This is a genomic window from Bifidobacterium catenulatum PV20-2 (assembly GCF_000800455.1).
GTDB lineage: Bacteria > Actinomycetota > Actinomycetes > Actinomycetales > Bifidobacteriaceae > Bifidobacterium > Bifidobacterium kashiwanohense_A.
In genome coordinates this window covers 682967-706380 of record NZ_CP007456.1, presented here as the reverse complement: position 1 = coordinate 706380, position 23414 = coordinate 682967, and the positions used below count along the sequence as shown (strand labels likewise).

The window sequence follows — 23414 nt, the reverse complement described above, 5'->3', positions numbered from 1 at the left end:
ATTCAGATCCAACTTTTTTGATTTTCAAATACGATTATCAAACCCCTCTTTCAAGGAGTTGACCATGGTTTTTCGCGTATACGTGGAAAAAAAGTCGGGTTTTGACGTCGAGGCCCAGCAGCTCGCCAACGAGCTCAGGACCATTCTCGGTATCAAGGCTCTGAAGAACGTCCGTCTCGTCAACCGATACGACGTGGAAGGCATCAGCGAAGAGCTGTTCGCTCAGGCCACGCCGACCGTATTCAGCGAACCGCAGGTGGACAACGTTTACGCCGACCTGCCTGATTTCGGTTCCGATGCAGTGTTCGCCGTTGAGTATCTGCCCGGCCAGTTCGACCAGCGTGCGGATTCCGCCAGCGAATGCATTCAGCTGATCTCCCAGGGAGAGCGCCCGACTGTTCGTTCCGCCAAGGTGTATGCACTTGAAGGCGAGCTGAACGACGCCGATACCGCCGCCATCAAGCATTATGTGATCAACCCGGTCGAGGCGCGCGAAGCTTCGTTGGAAACCAAGACCACGTTGAAGACGCAGGTGCCGGTACCGGGCAAGGTGGAAGTCATCGAAGGTTTCCGCACCATGAGCGACGCCGATCTCGAGCAGTTCATCGTCGATCGTGGCCTAGCCATGGATTTGGCTGATCTGCAGTTCTGCCGTGCTTACTTCACCGAGGAACAGCGTGATCCGACGATCACGGAAATCAAGGTGATCGACACATATTGGTCCGATCATTGCCGTCACACCACGTTCGGCACGCAACTTGATGATGTGCAGATCGATGACGCGACCGTGCAGGCCGCGTTCGATAAGTATCTTGAGATGCGTCACGAGCTTGGCCGCGACGAAAAGCCTGTATGCCTTATGGATATGGGCACCATCGGCGCGAAGTGGCTCAAGAAGAACGGCATTCTGAAGAATCTTGATGAATCCGAAGAAATCAACGCCTGCACCGTCAAGGTAAAGGTTGATGTGAATGGCCATGATGAGGATTGGCTGTTCCTGTTCAAGAACGAAACCCACAACCATCCGACGGAAATCGAACCGTTCGGCGGTGCGGCAACCTGCATCGGTGGCTGCATCCGCGACCCGCTTTCCGGCCGTTCCTACGTGTATCAGGCCATGCGTGTGACCGGTGCCGCCGATCCGACCGTTCCTGTTTCCGAAACCCTCGAGGGCAAACTCCCCCAGCGCAAGCTGGTCACTACCGCAGCCGCCGGCTATTCTTCATACGGCAACCAGATTGGTCTTGCCACCGGTCAGGTCGACGAGATCTATCACCCGGGCTATGTGGCCAAGCGTATGGAGGTCGGTGCGGTTGTGGCCGCAACTCCGGCAGATCATGTGCGCCGCGAAACCCCCGCTCCGGGCGACAAGATCATTCTGCTCGGCGGCCGTACCGGCCGTGACGGCATTGGTGGTGCCACCGGCTCGTCCAAGGCTCACAATGTTGAATCTCTGGAGCTTGACGGTGCCGAGGTGCAGAAGGGTAACGCTCCTGTCGAGCGTAAGTTGCAGCGTCTGTTCCGTCGCGGTGACGCATGCCGTCTGATCAAGCGTTGCAACGATTTCGGTGCTGGCGGCGTGTCCGTGGCGGTCGGCGAGCTGGCTGACGGCCTGTATGTCGATCTCAACAAGGTTTCGAAAAAGTACGAGGGCTTGGACGGCACGGAACTGGCGATTTCCGAATCGCAGGAACGTATGGCCGTGGACGTTACAGCCGAAGACGTCGACGAGTTCCTCGGCTATGCCAAGGAAGAGAATCTCGAGGCTGAAGTCATCGCGACCGTAACCGAAGATCCGCGCATGACTATGGTGTGGAACGGCGACGTGATCGTTGATCTGTCTCGTGAATTCCTCGCTTCCAACGGTGCTCCGAAGCATCAAGTTGCTCACGTCGAAGCTCAGCAGGCCTACATCACCCCGTGGGCTTCCGGTTCCTTGTCTGACCGCATGCATGCCATGCTCACCGATCTGAATGTGGCTTCCAACAAGGGTCTTTCCGAGCGTTTCGATTCCACTATCGGCGCAGGCACTGTGCTCATGCCGTTCGGAGGGCGTAAGCAGCTGACTCCGAACATGGCCATGGTCGCCAAGCTGCCTGTGTTCGGCGAAACCACTACCGCTTCCGCGATGGCTTGGGGCTTCAACCCGTTCATTATGGAGAAGAACCAGTTCACGGGCGCTTACCTGTCTGTGGTTGAATCGCTGTCGAAGCTGGTTGCCGCGGGCTTCGAGCATGAAAAGGCATATCTGAGCTTCCAGGAATATTTCGAGAAGCTTCGCGATGAGCCGACCCGTTGGGGCAAGCCGATGGCCGCAGTGTTGGGCGCTCTGATGGCCCAAGTGGATCTGGGCGCCGGCGCGATCGGCGGTAAGGATTCCATGTCCGGCACGTTCGAGCAGCTTGATGTGCCGCCGACGCTGATTTCCTTCGCCGTGGCCGTGGGCAATATGAAGCGTGCCACTTCGCCGGAATTCAAGGGTGCCGGCCATCGCGTGGTTCGTATCGCTCCGCGTTATCTCGCTGACGGTTTGACTCCTGACAAGGATGCGCTGCTTGAGACGTTCTCTGTGGTTGAGGAGCTGACTGATTTCGGTGATGCTCTGGCTGTGTCCACTCCGGGTTATGGCGCTACCGCCGAGGCTATTTTCAAGATGACTGTCGGCAACCAGATTGGCGTGGCTCTTGATTCTACGATTTCCGTGAATGATCTGTTTGCTCCTGCTTACGGCTCCTTCATTGTGGAATTGGCTGATGGTGCCAAGCTTCCGTCAGTGTCGAATCTGGTTGAGATCGGTGAGATTGGTAAGACCACCGAAGCTTACAATTTCGTTGCTGCTGGCGAGACGCTGGATTTGACTGAATTGCAGGACGCTTGGGAGGGTGGCATCGAATCGGTGTTCCCATACCGTTCCAAGGGTGACGAGAAGGGCAAGACCGTTGAAGCGGTTTCCTTCGAAGCTCCGAAGAAGACCGTCTACACCGGTACCGGCGTCGCCAAGCCTCATGTGATCATTCCTGTATTCCCAGGCAACAACTGCGAATATGATTCCGCAGCCGCATTCGAGCGTGCAGGCGCCGACGTAAGCACGTTGATCGTGAACAATCTCACTCCGGCTGCCGTTGCCGAATCCACCCAAGCGTTGGTTGAGGAGATCAAGAAGAGTCAGATCATCATGATTCCGGGCGGCTTCTCCGGTGGCGACGAGCCTGATGGTTCCGCCAAGTTCATCACCGCGTTCTTCCGCGCTCCTGCCGTTACCGAAGCGGTACGTGACCTGTTGAACAACCGTGATGGCCTGATGCTCGGCATCTGCAATGGTTTCCAGGCCCTGATCAAGCTTGGCTTGGTGCCGTACGGCGATATTGTGCCGATGACCGCGGAATGCCCGACGCTGACATTCAACACCATCGGCCGCCACCAGAGCCGCTTAGTGCGTACCCGTGTTGCTTCGAACCTGTCTCCGTGGCTTTCCAAGACTTCCGTTGGAGACATGCACACCATCGCCATTTCCCATGGTGAAGGCCGTTTCGTGGCTTCCGATGACGTGCTTGCGCAGCTCAAGGCCAACGGCCAGATCGCCACGCAGTATGTAGACGAAGCCGGCGTGCCTGGCATGGATCTGGACGTGAACCCGAACGGTTCGCTACTGGCCATTGAAGGCATCACCAGCCCGGACGGTCGCGTGTTCGGCAAGATGGGCCATTCGGAACGCTACAGCAACGGCACGTTCAAGAACGTTCCGGGCGAAAAGGATCAGCCGCTGTTCGCAGCCGGCGTGGAATACTTCACCGCCTGATTCGCGACCGCATCCATAAAAGCGTTCTGACGTAAAGGGGATGTTTGGCTTGTTCGGATTTTCTTCCGAATGAGCCAGACATCCCCTTTCCATACATCAACGGAAACAATCCTTCCACCCACTGGAGGAATCGGTACTCCGAAAGACCCGCCAGCGGGGCAATCCTTCCATTGACTGGAGTTTTCTAGACTCTAAAAGACCTGCCAGCGGGATGATCCCTCCAGTCACTGGAGAAATCAGGACTTTAAAAGGCATGTCAGAGGGCTATATCTTCCAGTGACTGGAGTTTTCCAGACTCTAAACCGCTCATCAGCGGGAATATCCCTCCACTCACTGGAGGAACCGGTACGCTAAAAGACCCGCCGGAGAACCATATCTCCCAACGTGTGGAAGAATCCAGACGTTAAGCCATCTTCTGACGTACTGATTTTTCCAGTGACTGGAGTTTTCCAGACTCTAAGACGACCATCCCGCTCTTTCAGAGAAGCAAGGTTCGTTATTTATGAGCACGTTATGCCGTTTCTTGCTCTGATTTATCTATTGTCTATCTTTCCTTGAAGAAAATGAACAGGTGACGTTCTTTGATCACAAGTGTGCACGCTAACGTCCCCAAAAAGTATGACGCGAATCCGGTGATGGATGGGCATAAGGCGGCAAGCAACACCTGCTGTCTATCTATTGCATCGATGTACTGTATGACTGCCATATCAGCCAGGGAAATGGTAATCACAGCAGCTATCAAGATGATAAGAAGAGATTCGATACATATCTGCAGCAATAGGGCGACTTTGGATACCCCACAATGTAAGGCAGACGCAATTCCCAGACGCCGTATACGTATTATCGCGTAGCCCAAAGCGAATCCCACACATACCGCCATTGCTGGGAGCATTTTAGATGTGCGAGCGCGATATAGGGATTGCCCGTCAAATATTGTTCCCAAAGATGAATTAAGTTGTCCCAATGTTATTGAACTATTCTTGTCGGATTTTGCCGATGGTGTGAGAACCGACCAAATTGCACTCTGTGTAGAGTCCGTTTGCGGCCAAACACTGACCCAGCATGAATCAAATGTTCCAGCGGAAGCAGTAGGTGAGAGAATCGCATACGAATACCCTGGAGTGCGACCGTCATCAGGATACGCATAAGTTCCTCGAATACGAGCGTGCCTGCCATCCTTCAAAGCAAGTTCATTGCCCGCTTGAAGCCCCAACGTCTTCGCAAGTTCGTCTGAAATAAGAACGCCCTGTGATTCGGTATGTTCCCTCGCATGAAGTACTTGTGCGAAACCAGCCGTGACAGTATAACCAGGAATCTTGGTGTCGGGAAGCGCTGATGCGATCAGCTGATCGCTTTCCCTGATTGCTCCGGACGCCTGCACGTCATTGAGTTCGGACAGACGCTCGCAGGCCTGACCGTCCACGCCTCCTTCGGCACTGAGAACCATGATATTCCCACCTGAGGCCTTGTATTGGCTGGCTTGGCGGAGAATATTCGCCGATGTCAGGATTTCGAAAGACGAAGATCCGACCGTAAGAAAGGTAAGCACTAGAATCGCAAGAACGCAATGTGAGGAACCATTGAGTATATTGCGCCACGCTTCGGAACAAATGGAAGATAGTTTCATTGGAAAAACTCCAGATTGATGATGTCGGTGCATGCATCACGAGTTCGGGAATCATGAGTGGCAACGACGACAATGGTGTCGAATTGCGCGATACGGGCTAATGCGTCGCTAACTGTTGCGGCGGTGCGGATATCAAGTTGCGCAGTAGGCTCATCAACCAGCATCAATGAGGGATGTGATATAACAGCACGGGCAAGCATAAGACGCTGAGCCTCACCACCGGAGAGTTCAGAAAACCGATGATTGCGCAAGCCTTCCAATCCAAAACGGCGCAGTAGGGGGATTGCTTCGCGCTCGGCCTGCGCGCGGGTGAGTCCTCTGGCGAGCAGAGGAAGTACAACGTGATCCAATACAGTACGTTGCGGCGTGCCATATGGATTTTGAAACACCCATCGCATCGATATCACGTTCTGTGCGATAACGTTACCGTTTGCTGGTCGTATCCAGCCTGCGAGGATGCCCAGCAATGTCGATTTTCCCGATCCGCTAGGGCCGGTAAGCGCATAGACATGACCGGGAATAAGAGTCGCATTCAAATCATGAAACAGCCATGGCCCATCGCTGTAACGGTGTCCGATATGGTCTAGTTCAATGCGCATCACAGCTTGTCTTTCTTGGATTCGCTTGGATGCTAGACGGAGGCTTGCCGGTCAATGTAATCAACGTACGCCCCAAGGAACTGCCGACGACGTGAATTTTCCTGACAGTTCCCTTGCCGATGACAACGCAACCGTCTGACTGTGTAAGTCCGACAAGCGATTCTGCGGGAACTGAGTACACGTCAATCGCCTGTTTGAGACGATAGCTCACGGAGACATCAGTGGTTTGTTCACCATCCTTGCGGTTTCCCGTATATCCGTCCCAATAGTTCATTGCTTGGAGAGCTTCCTGATCGGTTATATTGCCATCATCATCTATGGGATATTCCCGACCCTTGATTTCGACAACACGTTCACCAGCCAGGCGATCTGTCGGCAGGGCTGTCGCCTTAATAGACAGAATTCCTTCAACGGTTGTGAATGCTGCCGTGACGGAATCGTCGGATACGGTCGACCCTAACTTGGCGATGCAGCCTGTGGTGGCCAAGCTTTCAGCGGGAATCCAAATCACAAGTGTTCTATCGAATGTCTTCTCCTGAACGACTCCACCATATTCAGCATAGAGTCGACGCCAGGCGTCCCATGTGTTCCAATCGAAGATTCCTGTTTGTGACGTTCCATACCCAAGCCGTATCAATTCATTTTGCAGAGCTTCGACATCGGAGCCTTTATCCCCGAAGGAAAGATCCCGATATAGCGGCGTTTCCGTATACAGAGTCACCAATGGAGTTCCATCCATATCGTATTCCCGCGATCCTGAAGTGATTATGCCGTCTGTTGGACATACGACCTGTGTGATCTGTCCGGTTTTCCCGAACGATATGTTTTGCGCCTGTGATGAGGAAACCTTTACCGTTATGGTGCGTTCATCATCAAAATGCTCGGTGCTTAGAGGGAGATTGCCAGTATTTGACGATGGCTTAAGTGACGTTGGCGTGCTGGAATGAGTAAGGCCAAAGGCAAGTCCGGCACCGGCGCAGAGACATGCGACCATGCACATGACTATGAATCCCACACTGCGGGTTTTGCACGCTTTGATGAACGTAGAAAATATGGAAGTACGCATTATCTCACTTATTCGGGTTTGCCAAGCATTGAGAGAATAATTCCGAACTGGTATCTAGCTTCGAACTGCCGTCTGGCTTGGCGGATTCCGTCAAATAATCCTGTTTGGTAAACGATTCTGGTACTAGTTTCTTACGTTTCAAGCAGCTTACGATCAGCTCGATTTCATCGGAATTCGAGGGATTGGTGGCCATTCGTTCGTAAAGATCGCGAATCAACAGATTCGTTCCCTCGGCGCAGGCGATACTATCCGAATTCACCTTGTCGGAATCGTAATTCTGATCATCAACATTCATGCTTTCCTGCATCAGACCGGTGGACTGATCCGTGCTGAACGTTATCGGATCTCCTTTGGAAATCATGCATTGCTGATATTTTTCGTTGGCTTCACGGTAATCTGAATCGCTGATTTTCCCTGTTTTGATTGCTTTCTTGAGTACCTGTTTTTCGAAGTCACTGGTAGCTGATTGCAATGCCTGCTTCAACTGCGATTCGTACGATGTGGCTGTTTCAGAGTTTTCAGAAGAAGACGAAGATGCATCATGGTTTGCTGCATTTGTTGAGCAAGCACTCAATGGCAGCAAAAAACAAATGACTACAGACGCCAGAATGATTCGTGGTGAGTTAGGCATAATACGTGTTCTTTCCTTTGATATAGGGGCACTTGTGCAACGAGTTGATTCGTGAAAGTGCCTCCTCTCAAAAAACTTATGAAACTGCCATTACTTCAGCAGTCCACGTGCATACCAGCTGGAACCATTTGAGGCAGATGCGTAGGCGTATCCGTGTTTCCACCCGTTGTAGTAAACCACCCGTTTTCCGTTGATAACACGTCCGACTTCGGCACGAGCATAACCCCCATTGCCTGCGGTGTTATATGCATCGGCCCATGTGAGATTTCTAGCTGCGCGAGCATATGATCCATTGCCTACGGTAGCCATAGCAGAAGCCGTGAGCCCAGCCACTCCGGTGCATGCGACTATGATGCTGAGCGCGCCTGTTGCGATTTTTCTGTTGATATTCATTCTTTTTCCTTTTCTATTTTTGGCGGAGGAATGCTCCACCTTTTCAGCAATATAGGGAGTTGCTTGTGTCGCAATGTGTTTTTGCCTTGAAGCTGACGGAATCTGACCTATTCCTGACTTTGCTGGCTATGACTGCTAAGGTGTGAGTCACAGTAAGAAGGGTGGTAGCTGTGCGCATTCTGATTGTGGAAGACAACGCGAATCTAGCTGATGTCATCAACATGGGATTAAGCATGGAAGGCTTACAGACCAAAGCTGTGTATGACGGACGCGATGCCGTCGAAGAATTAAATAATGGCGGATACGATATGGTCATTCTGGACCGAGATCTTCCGGGAATACATGGTGATGATATAGCTCGAATGCTTAGCGAGAGACACGATTCCACATATGTTTTGATGCTTACTGCATCCTCACAGATAGAGGATATTGTTCAGGGCTTGAACCTCGGTGCCGATGATTACCTGACAAAGCCTTTTGACTATGCCGTTTTGTTGGCAAGAGTCAATGCGGTACGACGCAGAAGAAGTCTAAGTAGCGATTCGGTATTCCATCGCGGAGCATTCAAGGCGGATCTTCATACGGGTATCGTCACGGTCGATGGACGCCGCCTGAGGTTCGGTGCTAGGGAGCTTGCTGTGCTGAAAGTATTGATAGAAGCGAATGGGGGTGTAGTGAGCACGGAAAGTCTGTACACGGGAATATGGCATGATGACCATGCTCATACTCGGGGAATCGTTAAGACCACCATTTATGCGTTGAGAACGAAAATCGGGATTCCTGATTTCATTGAGACTATTCCAGGGCAGGGGTATCGGATTCCATGAAGAAGATGAAAGGAAATGTACGTTTCCGATGGTCTACGCGGAGAAGACTCATCGTAATCATCATGTCCGTATTCGTTGCATTGACGGTAGTCGTTTCCGTGGCAACGTTCATTATTGTCGACCAGCAAATCGATACGATAACCATAGGGCGCTTCACACCAGAGCATGTCGCTGATGAACAGTACCAACAGCAGGATTCCGCCGGACCACCTTCAGGTGAGGCGTATGTCTTGACTGGGAAAGACTCTCACGCGAATGGATTCGCTGTCACAGCTTCCCGCGGCAACGACACAGCTCGTAATCTGCTGCTTCTCACCAGCGTGGTGCCGATTCTGATATTCGGAGCCCTATCGGCCATAGTTGCTTGGAGCATATGCACTCGTTCGCAACGCAGGATTGATACGGTCGCGCAACAGATACGAACTTCAGATTCTGACTTGTCTCGGCATCCCATACATATTTCCGAAGAAAACGATGCCGCATCTGTAATAGCCAGCGCATACAATGACGCGATCGATGATGTCAATGCGGCCATCGCGAGAGAAAAACGCTTCATAGCTAACGCATCGCATGAACTCAAAAATCCACTGGCAGCGACCTCCGCCGCACTGGAGATACCTATGCATAACGGATTGTTGGACGCAAAGACTCTTCCCTTCGTCGAGAAGGCTCTAGCGTCCAACAAATCGTGTATCGCCTTGGTCGGTAGTCTTTTAAATCTGGCTAAAGTGCAACAGTTGGAACAAGAAGGGACATCCGAAATTGCCGTAGACACCGTTGTTGAGGGAGTCCTTGAAAAGAATCTTGACGGAGGAATTCCAGAGGATATAACTGTGCATAAACAGTTGGAAGCTGCTCGAATACATGGTGATCCACTGCTGTTTACCCAACTTGTGAAGAATCTGATGCTCAATGCCATACAGCATAATGTGGATGGCGGGACGATATGGGTGTCAGTCAGGAAAACCCTTGAATCAGATGGTCATATGATGACGCTTGAGATTGAAAACACTGGAGAGAGTCTGCAAAACATGAATCTTGATGACCTGTTCACACCGTTCAACAAAGGCAGAAATAGCAGAATCATGGAGCACGGCTTTTCGGTGGGAACGGCGCAAACAATCGAAAACCACGGTCTGGGATTATCTATCGCCAAGGAAATCGTATCACTGCATGATGGGCGGATACAGCTTCATGCCAGAAAAGATGGTGGGCTTCGTGTTGTTGTCAGCATTCCGGTATCAGCGTAAGTCGGAACGGAAAGCAAACGCAGGAATCAAGACTCTAAGCCGACCATTAGTGGGGTAATTCTTCCCCTGACTGGGAAAGAGATGTTACGATACTTGATTGTCTATACAGTTCGGGCTTTCCGACTGATATTTTTTGCCAGCCAACCGACGAATCACAGCAACTGGTGGTCTGCTAGGCAGAGAGGTAGCCTTCGGCGAGATTGACGGGGGTGTTGGCGCGTTCTACTGCTTCGTTGGAATGGGTGGCGGTTTGTTTGATGATGTCATCGTAGCCGGTGAGAGCGGCGAAAGGCATGAATTGCGCGGCACGGTTGTGCATGCTCATGTGCGGGCGCGTGCGCGAGCGATGATGAGGCAAGTTGATGATGTCATCGTAACGATCGGTTTGCTGCAAACTCATGCTGCATGACCTCCAATCTGTCGGTTGCGCTGTTGACCTGTGGCATCAGCGAACATGTCCATCCCTTTGATGACGGCGTTTTTGCCGAACTTGCGTTTGATGTCAAGAATCGTCTGCTGCACATGCTGTTCGGAAATCTCATCGGCAACCTGCATATCGTCAGTGTAGGAAGACCGCGCGTTGTTATCGACGTTATCACTGCAATCGTTGCTATCGCTTCCATTTGAGACTTCCTGCATATCCGAAAACAGATCGGGCTGAACGTAATTCGCCGCAGCATCCCGCTCAGCCAGCTGTTCGACCGTTTGCAAATCAGAAGCAACCACATTCAATCGACGTACCAACAGCCGATGATCGACGATTCTGCAGAACAATTCGTCAACCGCATCACAGATGCGCGTGGTGGATGACGTATGGTTGCCCAGACCAATCGACCCTATCGCCGGCTTGGGTACACGCCGACCATACCTATCAAGAGTTACGGGACCGCTATATTCGGCAATGGCTCGCTCAGCTATCGCCTTCAATTCCGGAGTGCCACACTCCCCTAGCCGCTTTGGATCAAGACTGGCGGTATCGTAACCGACCATCAACCCCATATGACCGGCCTTCACACCTTTGGCAACCAAGTCCAAAGACAAGGTGTCCGCCATTTCTCTCACAATCAGCCGCGCCGAGTCAAAACCGACCGCGCCCGTAAGCACCTGCCCCGAACTCATACTATGACCAGCTGGCTTATACGCTTTGATGTCGGCGATAGTGCATGGCTCCCAACCCCACGCATGGTCGATAAGCAGTTCGGCGTTCACACCGAACATCTTGTACAGCAGACCCTCGTTGTAATATTCGTCGGCACGACCAATGGAACACCTAGCCACATCGCCCATTGTCATTAGACCTTGGGCTTCGAGCTTCTTCGCATACCCTCGTCCCACACGCCAGAAATCAGTCAACGGCCTGTGCGCCCATAACAGCCGGCGATACGACATCTCATCCAATTGCGCGATACGCACGCCATCCTTATCCGCGGGAATATGCTTGGCGACCACGTCCATAGCCACTTTCGTCAAATACATATTCGTACCGATGCCGGCCGTTGCGGTGATACCCGTCTCCCGGAGAATCTGCTGAATCATTTCACGGGCCATATCATGCGCGCTTTTGCCATAGGCACGAAGATAGCCGGTAACATCCATGAACACTTCGTCCACCGAATAGACATGAATATCAGCTTCGGACACATACCTTAGGTATATGCCGTAGATCTTCGCACTGACGTTGAGATAATGCGACATTCGCGGCTTGGCTATATACACGCCAGCAGCCAGATTCGGATCTGCTGCGAGCTCATTCGCATCATACGATTCACCTCTCAGCGTACCGCCCGGCGCTGCCGCCCGCCGTGCCGCATTGACTTCTTTAAGCTTCGCCTTGACCTCAAAAAGCCTTGCCCTGCCAGGCAATCCATACGCTTTGAGCGATGGCGACACCGCAAGACAGATGGTTTTGTCGGTACGAGATTGATCAGCCACCACCAGATTCGTGGAAAGTGGGTCGAATCCAAGTTCCGCACATTCCGAAGACGCATAGAAGGATTTCAGATCGATAGCGATATAGGTACGTTCGGCCATCTTCAGACTCCTTCCATGATTTGGCTCCATCTTGAAACGTCAACGAGCACTTCGCCTCGCAAAGCACCGACAAAGCATCGCCGATGCACCGCACTGTATTTTCCTGCATTCAGCATATCAGAGAGTTCGAACAATTGTTCGACATATCCGACATGCCAAGTGCCACCTAAAGACTCCCCGAAAACCACCGATTGTAGCCTCCGGTTGGTAGGGTTGAACGGTAGCGAACCCCTTGTCTCCATGGTTTTGGAAGGAGCTTTGGCTTGTCAGCTGAACTCGAAGACATCCACGAGGAATGCGGTATTTTCGGCGTTTGGGGCCACCCGGACGCCGCCCGACTCACCTACTTCGGCTTGCACGCGTTGCAGCATCGCGGTCAGGAGGGTGCCGGCATTGTCTCTAACGATAATGGTCATCTCATCGGTCATCGCGGAACGGGTCTGTTGACCCAGGTGTTCAGCGACGAGCGAGAAATCGAACGTCTGAAGGGAGGCAGGGCGATTGGCCATGTGCGCTACGCCACTGCCGGCTCTGGCGGCACCGACAACATTCAGCCGTTCATCTTCCGTTTCCATGATGGAGATATGGCCCTGTGCCACAACGGCAACCTCACCAACTGCCCGTCCCTGCGCCGCAAGCTGGAGGACGAAGGCGCGATCTTCCACTCCAATTCCGATACTGAAGTGCTTATGCACCTCATCCGTCGTTCCTCGAAGCGCACTTTCATGGACAAGCTCAAGGAAGCGCTCAATACCGTTCATGGCGGTTTCGCCTATCTGATCATGACCGAAGATGCCATGATCGGCGCGCTCGATCCGAACGGCTTCCGTCCGCTCTCCCTTGGCAAGATGAAGAACGGCGCATATGTGCTCGCTTCCGAAACCTGCGCGCTCGACATTGTCGGCGCCGAACTGGTGCGCAACATCCGCCCGGGCGAAATCGTGGTCGTGGATGATCACGGATACAAGATCGTGCAGTACACGAACCAGACCCAACTAGCCATCTGCTCGATGGAATTCATCTACTTCGCACGCCCGGATTCCGATATTTACGGCGTGAATGTACATTCCGCCCGTAAGCGTATGGGTGCACGTCTGGCTCAGGAATCGCCGGTCGAGGCCGATATGGTCATTGGCGTTCCGAACTCCTCGCTGTCCGCGGCTTCGGGCTATGCGGAAGCGGCAGGCCTGCCGAACGAGATGGGCCTGATCAAGAACCAGTATGTGGCCCGAACCTTCATCCAGCCGACACAGGAACTGCGTGAGCAGGGCGTGCGCATGAAGCTGTCCGCCGTGCGCGGCGTGGTCAAAGGCAAGCGCGTGATCGTCATTGACGATTCCATCGTGCGCGGCACCACGTCCAAGCGCATCGTGCAGCTGCTTAAGGAAGCCGGTGCCGCCGAAGTGCATATGCGCATCAGCTCGCCGCCGCTGAAGTATCCGTGCTTCTACGGCATCGACATCTCCACCACCAAGGAGCTCATCGCTGCGAAGAAGTCCGTGGAGGAAATCCGCGAATACATCGGTGCCGATTCCTTGGCGTTCCTGTCACTCGACGGATTGGTCGAATCCATTGGCCTGGGTGCGGACGCACCGTACGGCGGTCTGTGCGTGGCCTATTTCAATGGCGATTATCCGACCGCTTTGGATGACTATGAAGCTGATTTCCTGAAGTCGTTGACTCCGGAGGACCGCGTCCGACTGCCTGAATTCGCCCTGTACAAGAGCAAGTACGAAGGCAACGAATACACCACTACTTCACCCCAAGAAGAACACTGAACCCTAGAAAGGTTTGATATGCCAAAAGCATATGAAGAAGCCGGCGTGAGCGTTGAGGCCGGTTACGAAGTCGTCAAGCGCATCAAGTCCCATGTGGCGCGCACCAACCGTCCGGGCGTAGTCGGCGGTATCGGCGGCTTCGGCGGCCTGTTCGATCTGGCTTCCCTCGGATACAAGGAGCCGGTGCTGATTTCCGGCACCGATGGCGTCGGCACCAAGCTGGTCGTCGCCAAGATGGCCAACGAGCACAACACCATCGGCATTGACTGCGTGGCCATGTGCGTCAACGATATTGCCGCTCAGGGTGCGGAACCGTTGTTCTTCCTGGATTACATCGCCTGCGGCAAGAACGATCCAGCACTGCTCGAGCAGGTTGTGGCTGGCGTTGCCGACGGCTGTGTACAGGCTGGTTCCGGTCTGATCGGTGGCGAAACCGCTGAAATGCCGGGCATGTATGACGAAGACGAGTATGATCTGGCTGGTTTCGCGGTCGGTGTTGCCGAGAAGTCCGCAATCGTGGACGGCTCCACCATCGCTGAAGGTGATGTGCTCATTGGTCTGCCGTCCACCGGCGTGCATTCCAATGGCTTCTCTCTGGTGCGCAAGGCCCTGTTCGAGAAGGCCGGCTACACGGTCGACACCGTGCTTGACGAACTCGATGGCGAAAAGCTCGGCGATGTGCTCCTTACCCCGACGAAGATCTATGTGAAGGCTCTGTCCCCGCTGTTCAAGGCCGGCGTGGTCAAGGGCGTCGCCCATATCACCGGCGGCGGCTTCATCGAAAACATTCCGCGTATGATTCCGGACGGCTTGGCTGCACACATCAATCTCGGCTCTTGGCCGGTGCTGCCGATTTTCGACGTGCTCGAAAAGGCCGGCGAAATCGATCATATGGAAATGTTCAACATCTTCAATATGGGTATTGGCATGGTGCTGGCAGTCAACGCCGAAGATGCTGATAAGACCATGGAATTGCTCAAGTCCAATGGCGAAGCCGGTTATGTGCTCGGCAATATCGTCAAGAAGACCGATAGCGACGTCGAACTGCAGTAAATACATATACGGGGGTGAGCCATAACGGCCACCCTCTTTTATTTCCAAAGACTTTCCTGAACATAGGATTTTCCCAGAGGGGACATAACAGGAGGAAACATGAAGGTTCTGGTCATTGGTTCCGGTGCACGCGAGCATGCCATCGCTCATGCGCTTATGCGTGGCGGCAGCGTCAGCGAAGTCACAGTGGCTCCGGGCAATCCAGGTATGGAGCTTGACGGCATCCGCATCACGCAGATCAACCCGTCCAATCATGCCGCACTGATTGATTTCGTAAAGAACAACGGCTATGACTGGGTGTTCGTCGGTCCGGAAGTGCCGCTTATCGAGGGTATCGTTGACGATTTCGCTCAGGCTGGCATCAAGGCATTCGGTCCGAGCAAGGCCGCCGCACAGATCGAGGGGTCCAAGGATTTTGCCAAACAGCTGATGGAGCGTCACGGCATTCCGACCGCAAAGTATCAGACGTTCGGCGATTTGGAGCGTTCCACGACTTATGTTCGTGAGCATGGCGCTCCGATTGTGATCAAGGCTGACGGTTTGGCCGCCGGCAAGGGCGTGACCGTTGCTATGGACGAGGAAACCGCCATCGCCGCTCTTGAAGACATTTTCGTCGATCATCGTTTCGGCAACGCCGGTGCAAAGGTTGTTATCGAGGACTTCCTGGAGGGTCAGGAGTTCTCGCTGATGAGCTTTGTGAACGGCACTGATTTCTGGCCGATGCCGATTTCGCAGGATCATAAGCGCGCATATGATGACGATAAGGGTCCGAACACCGGTGGCATGGGTGCGTACAGCCCGGTTCCGCAGATCGGTCAGGATGTGGTTGATACCGCTATTGAAACCATTGTGAAGCCGACCGTTCAGGCTATGGCTGACGAGGGAACGCCGTTCACTGGCATTCTGTACGCTGGCTTGATCGCCACCGCTGAAGGTCCGAAGGTCATCGAGTTCAATGCTCGTTTTGGCGATCCGGAAACGGAAGTCGTGCTGCCGAAGCTCACGTCTGATCTCGGTGCTGGCATCAGCGCTCTGCTCAATGGCGAGACTCCGGAATTCACTTGGGATAACGACAATGCCACGCTTGGTGTGGTGCTCGCCGCCGATGGCTATCCTGTCGATGTGATCAAGGGCGCTGCGATTCCTGAGATTCCAGTCGATGAGGATTCCCACGTGTATTACGCTGGCGTGGCTCGTAGCGAAGAAGGCCTGGTTGCCAATTCCGGTCGCGTGCTGCTGGTCGAGACTTCTGCCGCCGATATTAAGACCGCTCAAGACAAGGTGTATGCGATTATCGACAAGCTCGACACCAAGGGCATGTTCTACCGTCACGACATTGGCGCCAAGGCATTGAACATCTGAATGCACCCAGCGATTGCATACCATCAGAAATTTCTGTAACCATACAATCGCAATCATATATATATAAAAAGGACGGCGGTTTTGTGGTCGGACAGAGAGGAGTCCGACTGCAAAACCGCCGTTTTTTTAATCACACAACACAGGCAAGCTTATATTGATTACTTCTGCTCTCCCGGCTTCGGAATGAGCAGGGATGCGCAGAACGCGAGGCCGAGCAGAATCACACCGCCAACCATGGCTGCGATATAGCCGCTGGTCGCGCCGCCGGATGCGACGAACGCGTTCTGAGCGGCGTAGAGCACCGCATAGCTCAGGCCTGCGCCCAAGTTGAATGCACCGGAGTTTAAACCAGGCAGATAGCCAGGGTTGTCTTCCGGAGAGAGCACGATGCCAAGACCGTTGAGCATGATGTTGGCGGTACCTGCGTAGGAGACGCCCAGTACCAGAGACATGACTACAAGAGCCCAGATACTCGGCACATTGCACACGTAAATGCCGAACAGTATGGCAACCACGGAAACGATCAGGCCAGTACGGAGCACGGCGCGGTAGCCAAATTTGGAGGCGAGCACGCCTGCGACAGGGCCGAAGGCGAGGCCGATCAACGCGTACGGGGTCAGGGTTGCAAAGGAGACCACGCTGGCGCTCATACCCGCGCCGACTTCGGTATCCTGGGCGAGAGCCGGAACGATGCCATTCATGATGGCGAACACTCCGGTCATGGTGAGCAGGGTGGTCAGCAGCAGGCCCCAGGTACGACGCTGCTTGAGGTAGTGCGTGGTGACCATCGGCGCCTTCTGACGCTTCTCAACATTCCAGAAGGCCACGAACAACACGATGGCGACCACAATTTCGATGGCGACCAAAGCCCAGTTGGCGGAGCCGAGTTTCTGAATCTCGTTGATGGCAAGGTATGCGGCTAGGAATGCCGCGGCAAGGAAGACCACGCCGGCCCAATCCATCTTCGGAGTTTCGGAAGCGGTGGACTCCTCAGCGTAAATGAAAACCAGCACGATGGCGAGCACGGCAACGCCAACCATCACCCAGAACACGGAACGGAAGCCAAACGTGCCGGCAAGCCAACCACCAAGAATGGCGTCGACGCCACCGATGCCGCCGTTGACGGATGTCAGGATGGCCATAAGCTTGGCGTACTTCTTATCTTCAGTGACCTTAGCATGCAGCATGATCAGCGTCATCGGAACAATTGGTCCAGCAACGCCCTGAATCACACGGCCGATCATCAGCATCGGCACGTTGACCGCGAGCGCGGAAACCACGCAACCGACTGCGGTAAGCACGAGAATACCCAGCAGCACCTTCTTCCGTCCGATCAGATCGCCTAGTCGAGGCAGGAACAGCGAGAACACCGCGCATGAGGTGAAGAACACGGTCTGTGTCAGACCAATCTGCGCATCGGTGGTGTCGAGTTCGACACGCATGGTGGTCAGCGCCGGCGAAAGCATCGACGCGTTGATCTGGAAGGCGAAGATGGCCGCCATCAATGCCGCCATCAGCGCGACGACGGACTTGCCTCCAGCGTCAAGCATCTTGTCGTTTTTGGTCTCAGTCATGAGATAACCCCTTTGTTTTCTTCTTCTGCTATTCAGCCAATGGTCTTGATCGCATTGGTCACCAAGTCCCAGAACTTGTCGAAGTCAAGCTTGACCGCGACCTGGGTGTGGCATTCCTCGGCGCTTGGTTCCGGACCGCGCAAATCGGCGACGGTCATACCCAAGGTGAGATCCCCGTGGATTTCGACATCTAGCGGGCAACGACGGGTGGTCATCACACTCGGGTCGATGAGGTAGGCCACCGTGCATGGATCGTGAACCGGCGGGTCGATGAAATCCTGGTTGTCTTGATAGGTTTTGCGGAAGAAATCCATCAGTCCGGACACGAACTTGGCGAGATCGGTGCCCACGCCTTCGATGCGTTGCTGCACTTGCGGAGTGCATAGCGCCTGATGCGTCAGATCCAATCCGACCATGGTGATCGGCCAGGCTTCATTGAACACGATGTGAGCGGCTTCCGGATCGACCTTGATGTTGAACTCGGCCACGGCACTCCAGTTGCCCACATGGTATCCGCCGCCCATAAGCACGACTTCCTTGACACGTTCAACAATGCGCGGCTCCATGCGGGCGGCCATGGCAATGTTGGTCAGCGGTCCGGTCGGCACCAGAGTGATGGTGCCTGGCTCGTTGCTCATAATGGTGTCGATAATCCAGTTGACGGCATGTCCGGCTTCCAGCGGACGGCTGGGTTCAGGCAGTTCAACGCCGTCAAGACCGGTTTCGCCGTGAATGGAAGCTGCCACTTCCTGCTTGCGCACCAGCGGACGGTCACATCCGGCATGCACCGGCACGTCGGTGGCATGCGCCTTTTCCAGCACTGCACGGGCGTTGTAGGTCACCTTGTCAAGGCTCTGATTGCCACCTACCGTGGTGACGCCCAGCAGATCGATATTGGGATTGCCCACGGCAAGCAAGATGGCGACGGCGTCATCATGTCCCGGATCGCAATCAAGGATGATTTTCTTGGACATTATGGTTCCTCCTTATGTACTCCAACTTTGAACCGATAATGAGGTGGTCGACGATTGACCGACTCCGGCTCATCGGTCACACAACTTGTTGCAAGGCCGGCAATGGCCTTTGATATCAGCGACTTCCGAAACCTTCGAGCAGTTGTTCGGCTGCCTGAAGATCGATGTCACGAGGTGTGTTTCCTGCAAAACGCTCGTCAACTACGGCCTGCGCATTGGAAACGAGTTCTTCAACGCTGATGCCGTAATCCTCAACAGGATGCAGACCGAGCATGCGGTCGCGGAAATCCTTGAACGCTCTGCTTGCGATAATCGCAACCTGCTCGTCCGGCGCATTTTCCGGGTAGACCGCACCTAGAATCTGACCGATCTCACGAACCTTATGCGCACGTACGGGAGCAACGAACTCCATAACCGCCGGCAACGCGTAGCCAACGGCTTCACCGTGCACGATGTGGTATTTCGCTCCGAGCACGTGTGCGATGGAATGCCCCGCAATGGTTCCCGCATTGTTCAGCATCCATCCGGCAAGCGTCGACGCGACCATCACACGTTCCCTGGCTTCACGATCCTGACCGTTTGCCACAGCACGCGGCAGATAGTTGTACAGCAGGAACATCACTTTTTCGCAAATGGCATCCGTGACCGGACTTGCCATTCGGGAAAGGTATCCTTCCGCGGCGTGGCAGAATGCGTCAAGTCCGCAAGCGATGGTCATTTTTGCGGGCAGTGTCAGCATGAGATCCGCGTTCAGCACGGCATATTCGCTGACTGCCGGATCGGCAAGCACCGCGAGTTTACGACCGGTGGATCCTTCGGTGACCACCAGTGCATTGGACATTTCGCTGCCGGTGCCGGCGGTGGTCGGAACTGCGATCATACCGTTGCATGGTGCGATCGGCTTGGCTGAATCGGTGTATTCGATGATGGATCCGCCGTTGACACGCACGATGTTGATGCCTCGGGCAACATCCATGGAACCGCCACCGCCGATGGCGATGATGCTGTCAGCCTTATGTGCTTCGAATGCTTCGACGCCGGATTCCACGGTTTCGCAAAGCGGGTCGGGCTTGACCTGGTCGAATACCGCCACATCGACACCGACCTGTTCGAGCTTGGTGCGTGCGGCAACGACCAGCGGCATGCTTCCGACGAAGGAATCCGTGACCATCAGCGGACGAGAATAGCCCGCGGTCTGCATGATATCGACCAGAGTTTCCCCTAAATCGTCAGTGCAGACCACTTTGACGGGTTGCAGCAGTTTGACTTCCATAGCCATCGGTCACTGTCCGATCTTTGCGGCCGCAGCGTCGGCATTGATGCAGAATTGACGAACCTTGTCGATGTCTTTCTCCATGTAGCCGCCGTCGTATTTGATGCTGGTCTTCGTCAGGGAGTCCACGCCATACGGCTTGCACTGTTCGATGGCTTCGGCAACATTGTCTGGTCCAAGACCGCCAGCCATGATGACCGGCTTGCCGCATTCGGCCACGATGCGGGCGTCGATGTTCCAGTCGTGGGTCAGACCGCTGGCGCCGATGCCAGTGTCGGGGGCCAGACCGGAGTCCGTGAGGATGAAATCGCAGTATTCGGCGTACTTCTTGGCACGGTCGACGGCAGATTCATCGTCAACGAGCACGGCCTGCATGAGTTTGGTGTTCGGAGCGGCTTCCTTAAGTCGGGCCGCGAATGCTTCATCTGCGGCGTACCCATCGCCTGCGATATGCAGAATGTCAGGCTGCACCTCTCTGGCAAGCTCGATCATCTCGTCGGGATCGTTGGTCAGCATGATGGCCACAGAGGTGACGCCACGACGCTTGCATTCGTCGAAAATGCGGTGCACGCGTTCGATTGGCACGCGATGTGCCGGAACGCCACCATTCTGCATCGGCACCAGTCCAATGTTGTCGGCACCAGCCTCCATGGTTTTGACGGCCTCATCGTATTCGATCAGAGAATAGATCTGCTTGACTACCATTGTCGGTTCTCCTTGTGTTTGTATGGGTTGATGGACGTGTGATGTAGCAAAATTCAGGCGGTACGCACTTCGTCGAGCAACGGCTCGATCTCGCCGGACATCTTCTTACGTATGCGCTCCACGGTGATATCGGGCACTGCTTTTGTGCATTCGAGCGCGATGCTGGATGCTGCCTGCGCAATTTTGCCGACTTCTTCAAGATCTCGATCGGGGTTATCGAAGAAGCTCCAGGTGATGGCTGCCATGCCGGCATCTCCGGCCCCATTTGCCGTGGCGATTTCGGTGCGGTATGGCGGCACATGCTTGAAGCTGTATTCGTCGTTTTCGTGTCTCGCGCACAGGATTCCGTTGGCACCCAATGAAATGAATACGTTCTTCACGCCCCTGTCGAGCAAGGTCTTCGCTGCGGCACCTGCCGAATACTGGTCGGCGATACCGATGCCGGTGAGTACGGATGCTTCCAAATCATTCGGCTTGAGCACGGTCATCTTGTTGAGGATCGTGTCAAAACGGTGCGCTTTGACTGTGGAAACGGTATCTCCGAACAGTGGCGCGGTGACGTGTTCGCCAATCCATGCCATGGTTTCCGGTTCAAGATTGGCGTCAAGCAGGCAGATGGCGGCACCGTTGATGAAGTCAAGGCGAGATTCGAGGAATGCCGGATTGATTTCCTTGCAGATTTCCATGTCGTTGACGGCCACCAGCAGATCGCCCGTATCGTCGGTGATGAACATGTAGGTGGAAGAACGGCGTCCTTCCAGCTGTGCGGCATAGTCAAGATTGATGTTGTTGGCCGCGCACGAACGTTCCAGGGTCTTGCCGTTTTCATCGTCGCCGTAGACGGTGATCAGGTATGTCGGCATGCCCAGATGAGCCATGTTCTGTGCGATGTTCTGGCCGACGCCGCCCGCGGACATGCTGACGACGCCCGGATTCGAGTCTCGGTCCACTACGGTGCTCGTCGATCTGCCGCAGATGTCCATGTTCATACCGCCGATGACCACGACGTAGCGATCGGTCAGCGTATTGGTAGAAGACATATCCGCCATGGATATTTCCCTCCTGTATTTTCGACATATCCACTTCGATACGTTGATAAAATGTTTTATCTTGGTTTTAAGATACAACATTTGTTTATAGACGTCAACTTTTGTTGATAGCAAGTTGTGTCGGACTGCAAAAAAGCATGAAAAATGCCGCGTGTCACACGACACGCGGCACCCATCAAAACGCTTGCTCGTCCCTACCTATCGTCCGCAACACTCAGGCCGACGCATTCAAACAGAGCATGCGCATCAAGATCGGGGAACACCGCAGGCACCTGTCTCATGCTCAGCGATGCGGCGGCGGCAGCCAAACGCGCGCTTTCCACGTCGTTGCGCCCTTCCATGCGAGCCCACAGCAGCGCGCTCATTGCACCGCTGGCGGCACCGTTCTCAAGCTGCAGCGCATGCGAGTCGCCCTTGGGCAACGGCACGGTCACCGTCTCCTCGTCGCCGCGATATATCAGGCCAAGCCCCTGCACAAACATCAGCGCGTGCTTCACACCGGCCTTGGCGAGCGCCTCCATGCAGGTATGCGCGGTCCGCTCGTCATGCACTGCGATTCCCGAAATCAACTGCGATTCGGCCTCACTCAGCACCAATGTGTCGACATTCCCCAGTACCGGCACCAAGCGCTCTGCCTTGTTAACGGACACCACCCTTGCGAAAATGGGCCTACTCACCTTGCTGCACACCCATGCCAATGTTTGCGACGGTAGGCTGGAATCGATCACCACCGCCTCGGCATTGACTATCACCGGTTCCCGCTGTTCCAGGAATTCAGGCGTGATGCTCTCGCTGATCTTCATATCATCGAGGGCGACGATCTGCTTCCCATCGGCATCGACCACCGAAAGGTAGCGCGATGTGGACGCATTCGGAAGCTGCCTGCAGTAGGTGATGTCGATGCCGTTGGCGAAGGAGTCGCTGCGTACATGCTCGCCATCCTCGTCGTCGCCATATACGGAGATCAGGTAGTTGCGCACGCCGAGATGCCCCAGGTTGAAGGAGACGTTGCGGGCGATGCCGCCGACCGTTGAGACGATGCTGCCGACATTGGAGCTCTCCCCCACCACGTCGTTGTCGGCAATGCCGTACACATCCATGTTGATCGCGCCGATGACCGCCACATAGCGAGGCGGCGTGAGCACATAGCCTTTGCCCTGAATGTATCCCTTCTTCATCAGGTTGGAGATATGCGCGGCCACACCGGAACGGGTGATGCCGCACCATTCAGCCAACTCGTTTTGGCTGATCATCGGATTCTGCTCGATCTTCTTCAGAATCTGTCGTTCGCGTTCGGTAAGTGCCATATCATTCCCCTTTCAGCACCTTTCAGTGTATGGCATCGGGAATATAGCCGCTTGCCGATCTTCGAAGATTGCGGCATTCAGTGCCTCAAATCCGTTCAATCTATAAAGACTACTGT

The 23414-nt window shown here is 54.3% G+C and carries 19 protein-coding genes; 6 read left to right on the top strand and 13 right to left on the bottom strand.

Annotated elements, in window-relative coordinates:
- The first annotated feature begins 64 nt into the window (after positions 1–64).
- Complete coding sequence (locus AH68_RS02975; protein ID WP_039197516.1) at positions 65–3799, top strand: phosphoribosylformylglycinamidine synthase; 3735 nt, start codon at positions 65–67, stop codon at positions 3797–3799.
- 544 nt (positions 3800–4343) lie between these two features.
- Here AH68_RS02975 and AH68_RS02970 read toward each other — a convergent pair.
- From AH68_RS02970 to AH68_RS02950, 5 genes are all read right to left on the bottom strand, one after another.
- The gene (locus AH68_RS02970) at positions 4344–5426 is read right to left on the bottom strand and encodes an ABC transporter permease family protein (protein WP_039197514.1); all 1083 of its coding nucleotides are present in this window, start codon (positions 5424–5426) and stop codon (positions 4344–4346) included.
- Positions 5423–6025, bottom strand: coding sequence for an ABC transporter ATP-binding protein (locus tag AH68_RS02965; RefSeq protein ID WP_034255067.1), 603 nt, complete (start codon positions 6023–6025; stop codon positions 5423–5425). The genes AH68_RS02970 and AH68_RS02965 overlap by 4 nt, the downstream gene beginning before the upstream one ends.
- Positions 6015–7019 (bottom strand): peptidoglycan-binding domain-containing protein, encoded by a 1005-nt coding sequence (locus tag AH68_RS10815; RefSeq protein ID WP_236682437.1) that lies wholly within the window; start codon positions 7017–7019, stop codon positions 6015–6017. The genes AH68_RS02965 and AH68_RS10815 overlap by 11 nt, the downstream gene beginning before the upstream one ends.
- 76 nt (positions 7020–7095) lie before the next feature.
- Positions 7096–7722 carry a hypothetical protein gene (locus tag AH68_RS02955; RefSeq protein ID WP_236682436.1) on the bottom strand — a complete coding sequence of 209 codons (627 nt, stop codon included), beginning with the start codon at positions 7720–7722 and terminating at the stop codon, positions 7096–7098.
- 90 nt (positions 7723–7812) lie between these two features.
- Positions 7813–8115, bottom strand: coding sequence for a hypothetical protein (locus AH68_RS02950; protein WP_039197511.1), 303 nt, complete (start codon positions 8113–8115; stop codon positions 7813–7815).
- A gap of 170 nt (positions 8116–8285) precedes the next feature.
- On the opposite strand from AH68_RS02950, the gene AH68_RS02945 reads away from it, so the two are divergent.
- Positions 8286–8942, top strand: coding sequence for a response regulator transcription factor (locus AH68_RS02945; RefSeq protein WP_039197509.1), 657 nt, complete (start codon positions 8286–8288; stop codon positions 8940–8942).
- Positions 8939–10192 carry a sensor histidine kinase gene (locus AH68_RS02940; RefSeq protein WP_052189130.1) on the top strand — a complete coding sequence of 418 codons (1254 nt, stop codon included), beginning with the start codon at positions 8939–8941 and terminating at the stop codon, positions 10190–10192. Before AH68_RS02945 ends, AH68_RS02940 begins: the two co-directional genes overlap by 4 nt.
- Positions 10193–10364: 172 nt before the next feature.
- Here the strand turns inward: AH68_RS02940 and AH68_RS02935 are convergent, their stop codons facing one another.
- Both AH68_RS02935 and AH68_RS02930 read right to left on the bottom strand, forming a co-directional pair.
- Positions 10365–10592, bottom strand: a complete 228-nt coding sequence (locus AH68_RS02935; protein WP_039197507.1) for a hypothetical protein — start codon at positions 10590–10592, stop codon at positions 10365–10367.
- Entirely contained in the window at positions 10589–12223 is a 1635-nt protein-coding gene (locus tag AH68_RS02930) for a Y-family DNA polymerase (RefSeq protein ID WP_039197505.1), read from the bottom strand. Before AH68_RS02930 ends, AH68_RS02935 begins: the two co-directional genes overlap by 4 nt.
- Before the next feature lie 263 nt (positions 12224–12486).
- Between AH68_RS02930 and purF the strand changes: the two genes are divergently transcribed.
- From purF to purD, 3 genes are all read left to right on the top strand, one after another.
- A complete protein-coding gene (gene purF / locus AH68_RS02925) occupies positions 12487–14001 on the top strand; it encodes an amidophosphoribosyltransferase (protein ID WP_039197503.1) in 1515 nt (504 codons plus the stop codon).
- Between the two features lie 18 nt (positions 14002–14019).
- The gene (purM, locus tag AH68_RS02920) at positions 14020–15054 is read left to right on the top strand and encodes a phosphoribosylformylglycinamidine cyclo-ligase (RefSeq protein ID WP_039197501.1); all 1035 of its coding nucleotides are present in this window, start codon (positions 14020–14022) and stop codon (positions 15052–15054) included.
- 99 nt (positions 15055–15153) lie between these two features.
- Positions 15154–16416 (top strand): phosphoribosylamine--glycine ligase, encoded by a 1263-nt coding sequence (gene purD / locus AH68_RS02915; RefSeq protein WP_039197499.1) that lies wholly within the window; start codon positions 15154–15156, stop codon positions 16414–16416.
- Positions 16417–16574: 158 nt separating this feature from the next.
- Here the strand turns inward: purD and uriT are convergent, their stop codons facing one another.
- The 6 genes from uriT to AH68_RS02885 form a co-directional block, all read right to left on the bottom strand.
- Positions 16575–17990, bottom strand: a complete 1416-nt coding sequence (gene uriT / locus AH68_RS02910; protein WP_039197497.1) for a uridine transporter UriT — start codon at positions 17988–17990, stop codon at positions 16575–16577.
- Positions 17991–18022: 32 nt separating this feature from the next.
- Positions 18023–18964 (bottom strand): uridine-preferring nucleoside hydrolase UriH, encoded by a 942-nt coding sequence (gene uriH, locus AH68_RS02905; RefSeq protein WP_039197495.1) that lies wholly within the window; start codon positions 18962–18964, stop codon positions 18023–18025.
- Positions 18965–19079: 115 nt separating this feature from the next.
- A complete protein-coding gene (locus AH68_RS02900; RefSeq protein ID WP_081995855.1) occupies positions 19080–20243 on the bottom strand; it encodes an iron-containing alcohol dehydrogenase in 1164 nt (387 codons plus the stop codon).
- A gap of 3 nt (positions 20244–20246) precedes the next feature.
- Positions 20247–20942: a phosphoribosylanthranilate isomerase gene (locus AH68_RS02895; protein WP_039197491.1), complete on the bottom strand. Its 696-nt coding sequence runs from the start codon at positions 20940–20942 to the stop codon at positions 20247–20249.
- A gap of 53 nt (positions 20943–20995) precedes the next feature.
- Positions 20996–21991 carry a carbohydrate kinase family protein gene (locus AH68_RS02890; RefSeq protein ID WP_039197489.1) on the bottom strand — a complete coding sequence of 332 codons (996 nt, stop codon included), beginning with the start codon at positions 21989–21991 and terminating at the stop codon, positions 20996–20998.
- 194 nt (positions 21992–22185) lie between these two features.
- A complete protein-coding gene (locus AH68_RS02885; RefSeq protein ID WP_039197487.1) occupies positions 22186–23298 on the bottom strand; it encodes a PfkB family carbohydrate kinase in 1113 nt (370 codons plus the stop codon).
- Between the last annotated feature and the right edge of the window lie 116 nt (positions 23299–23414).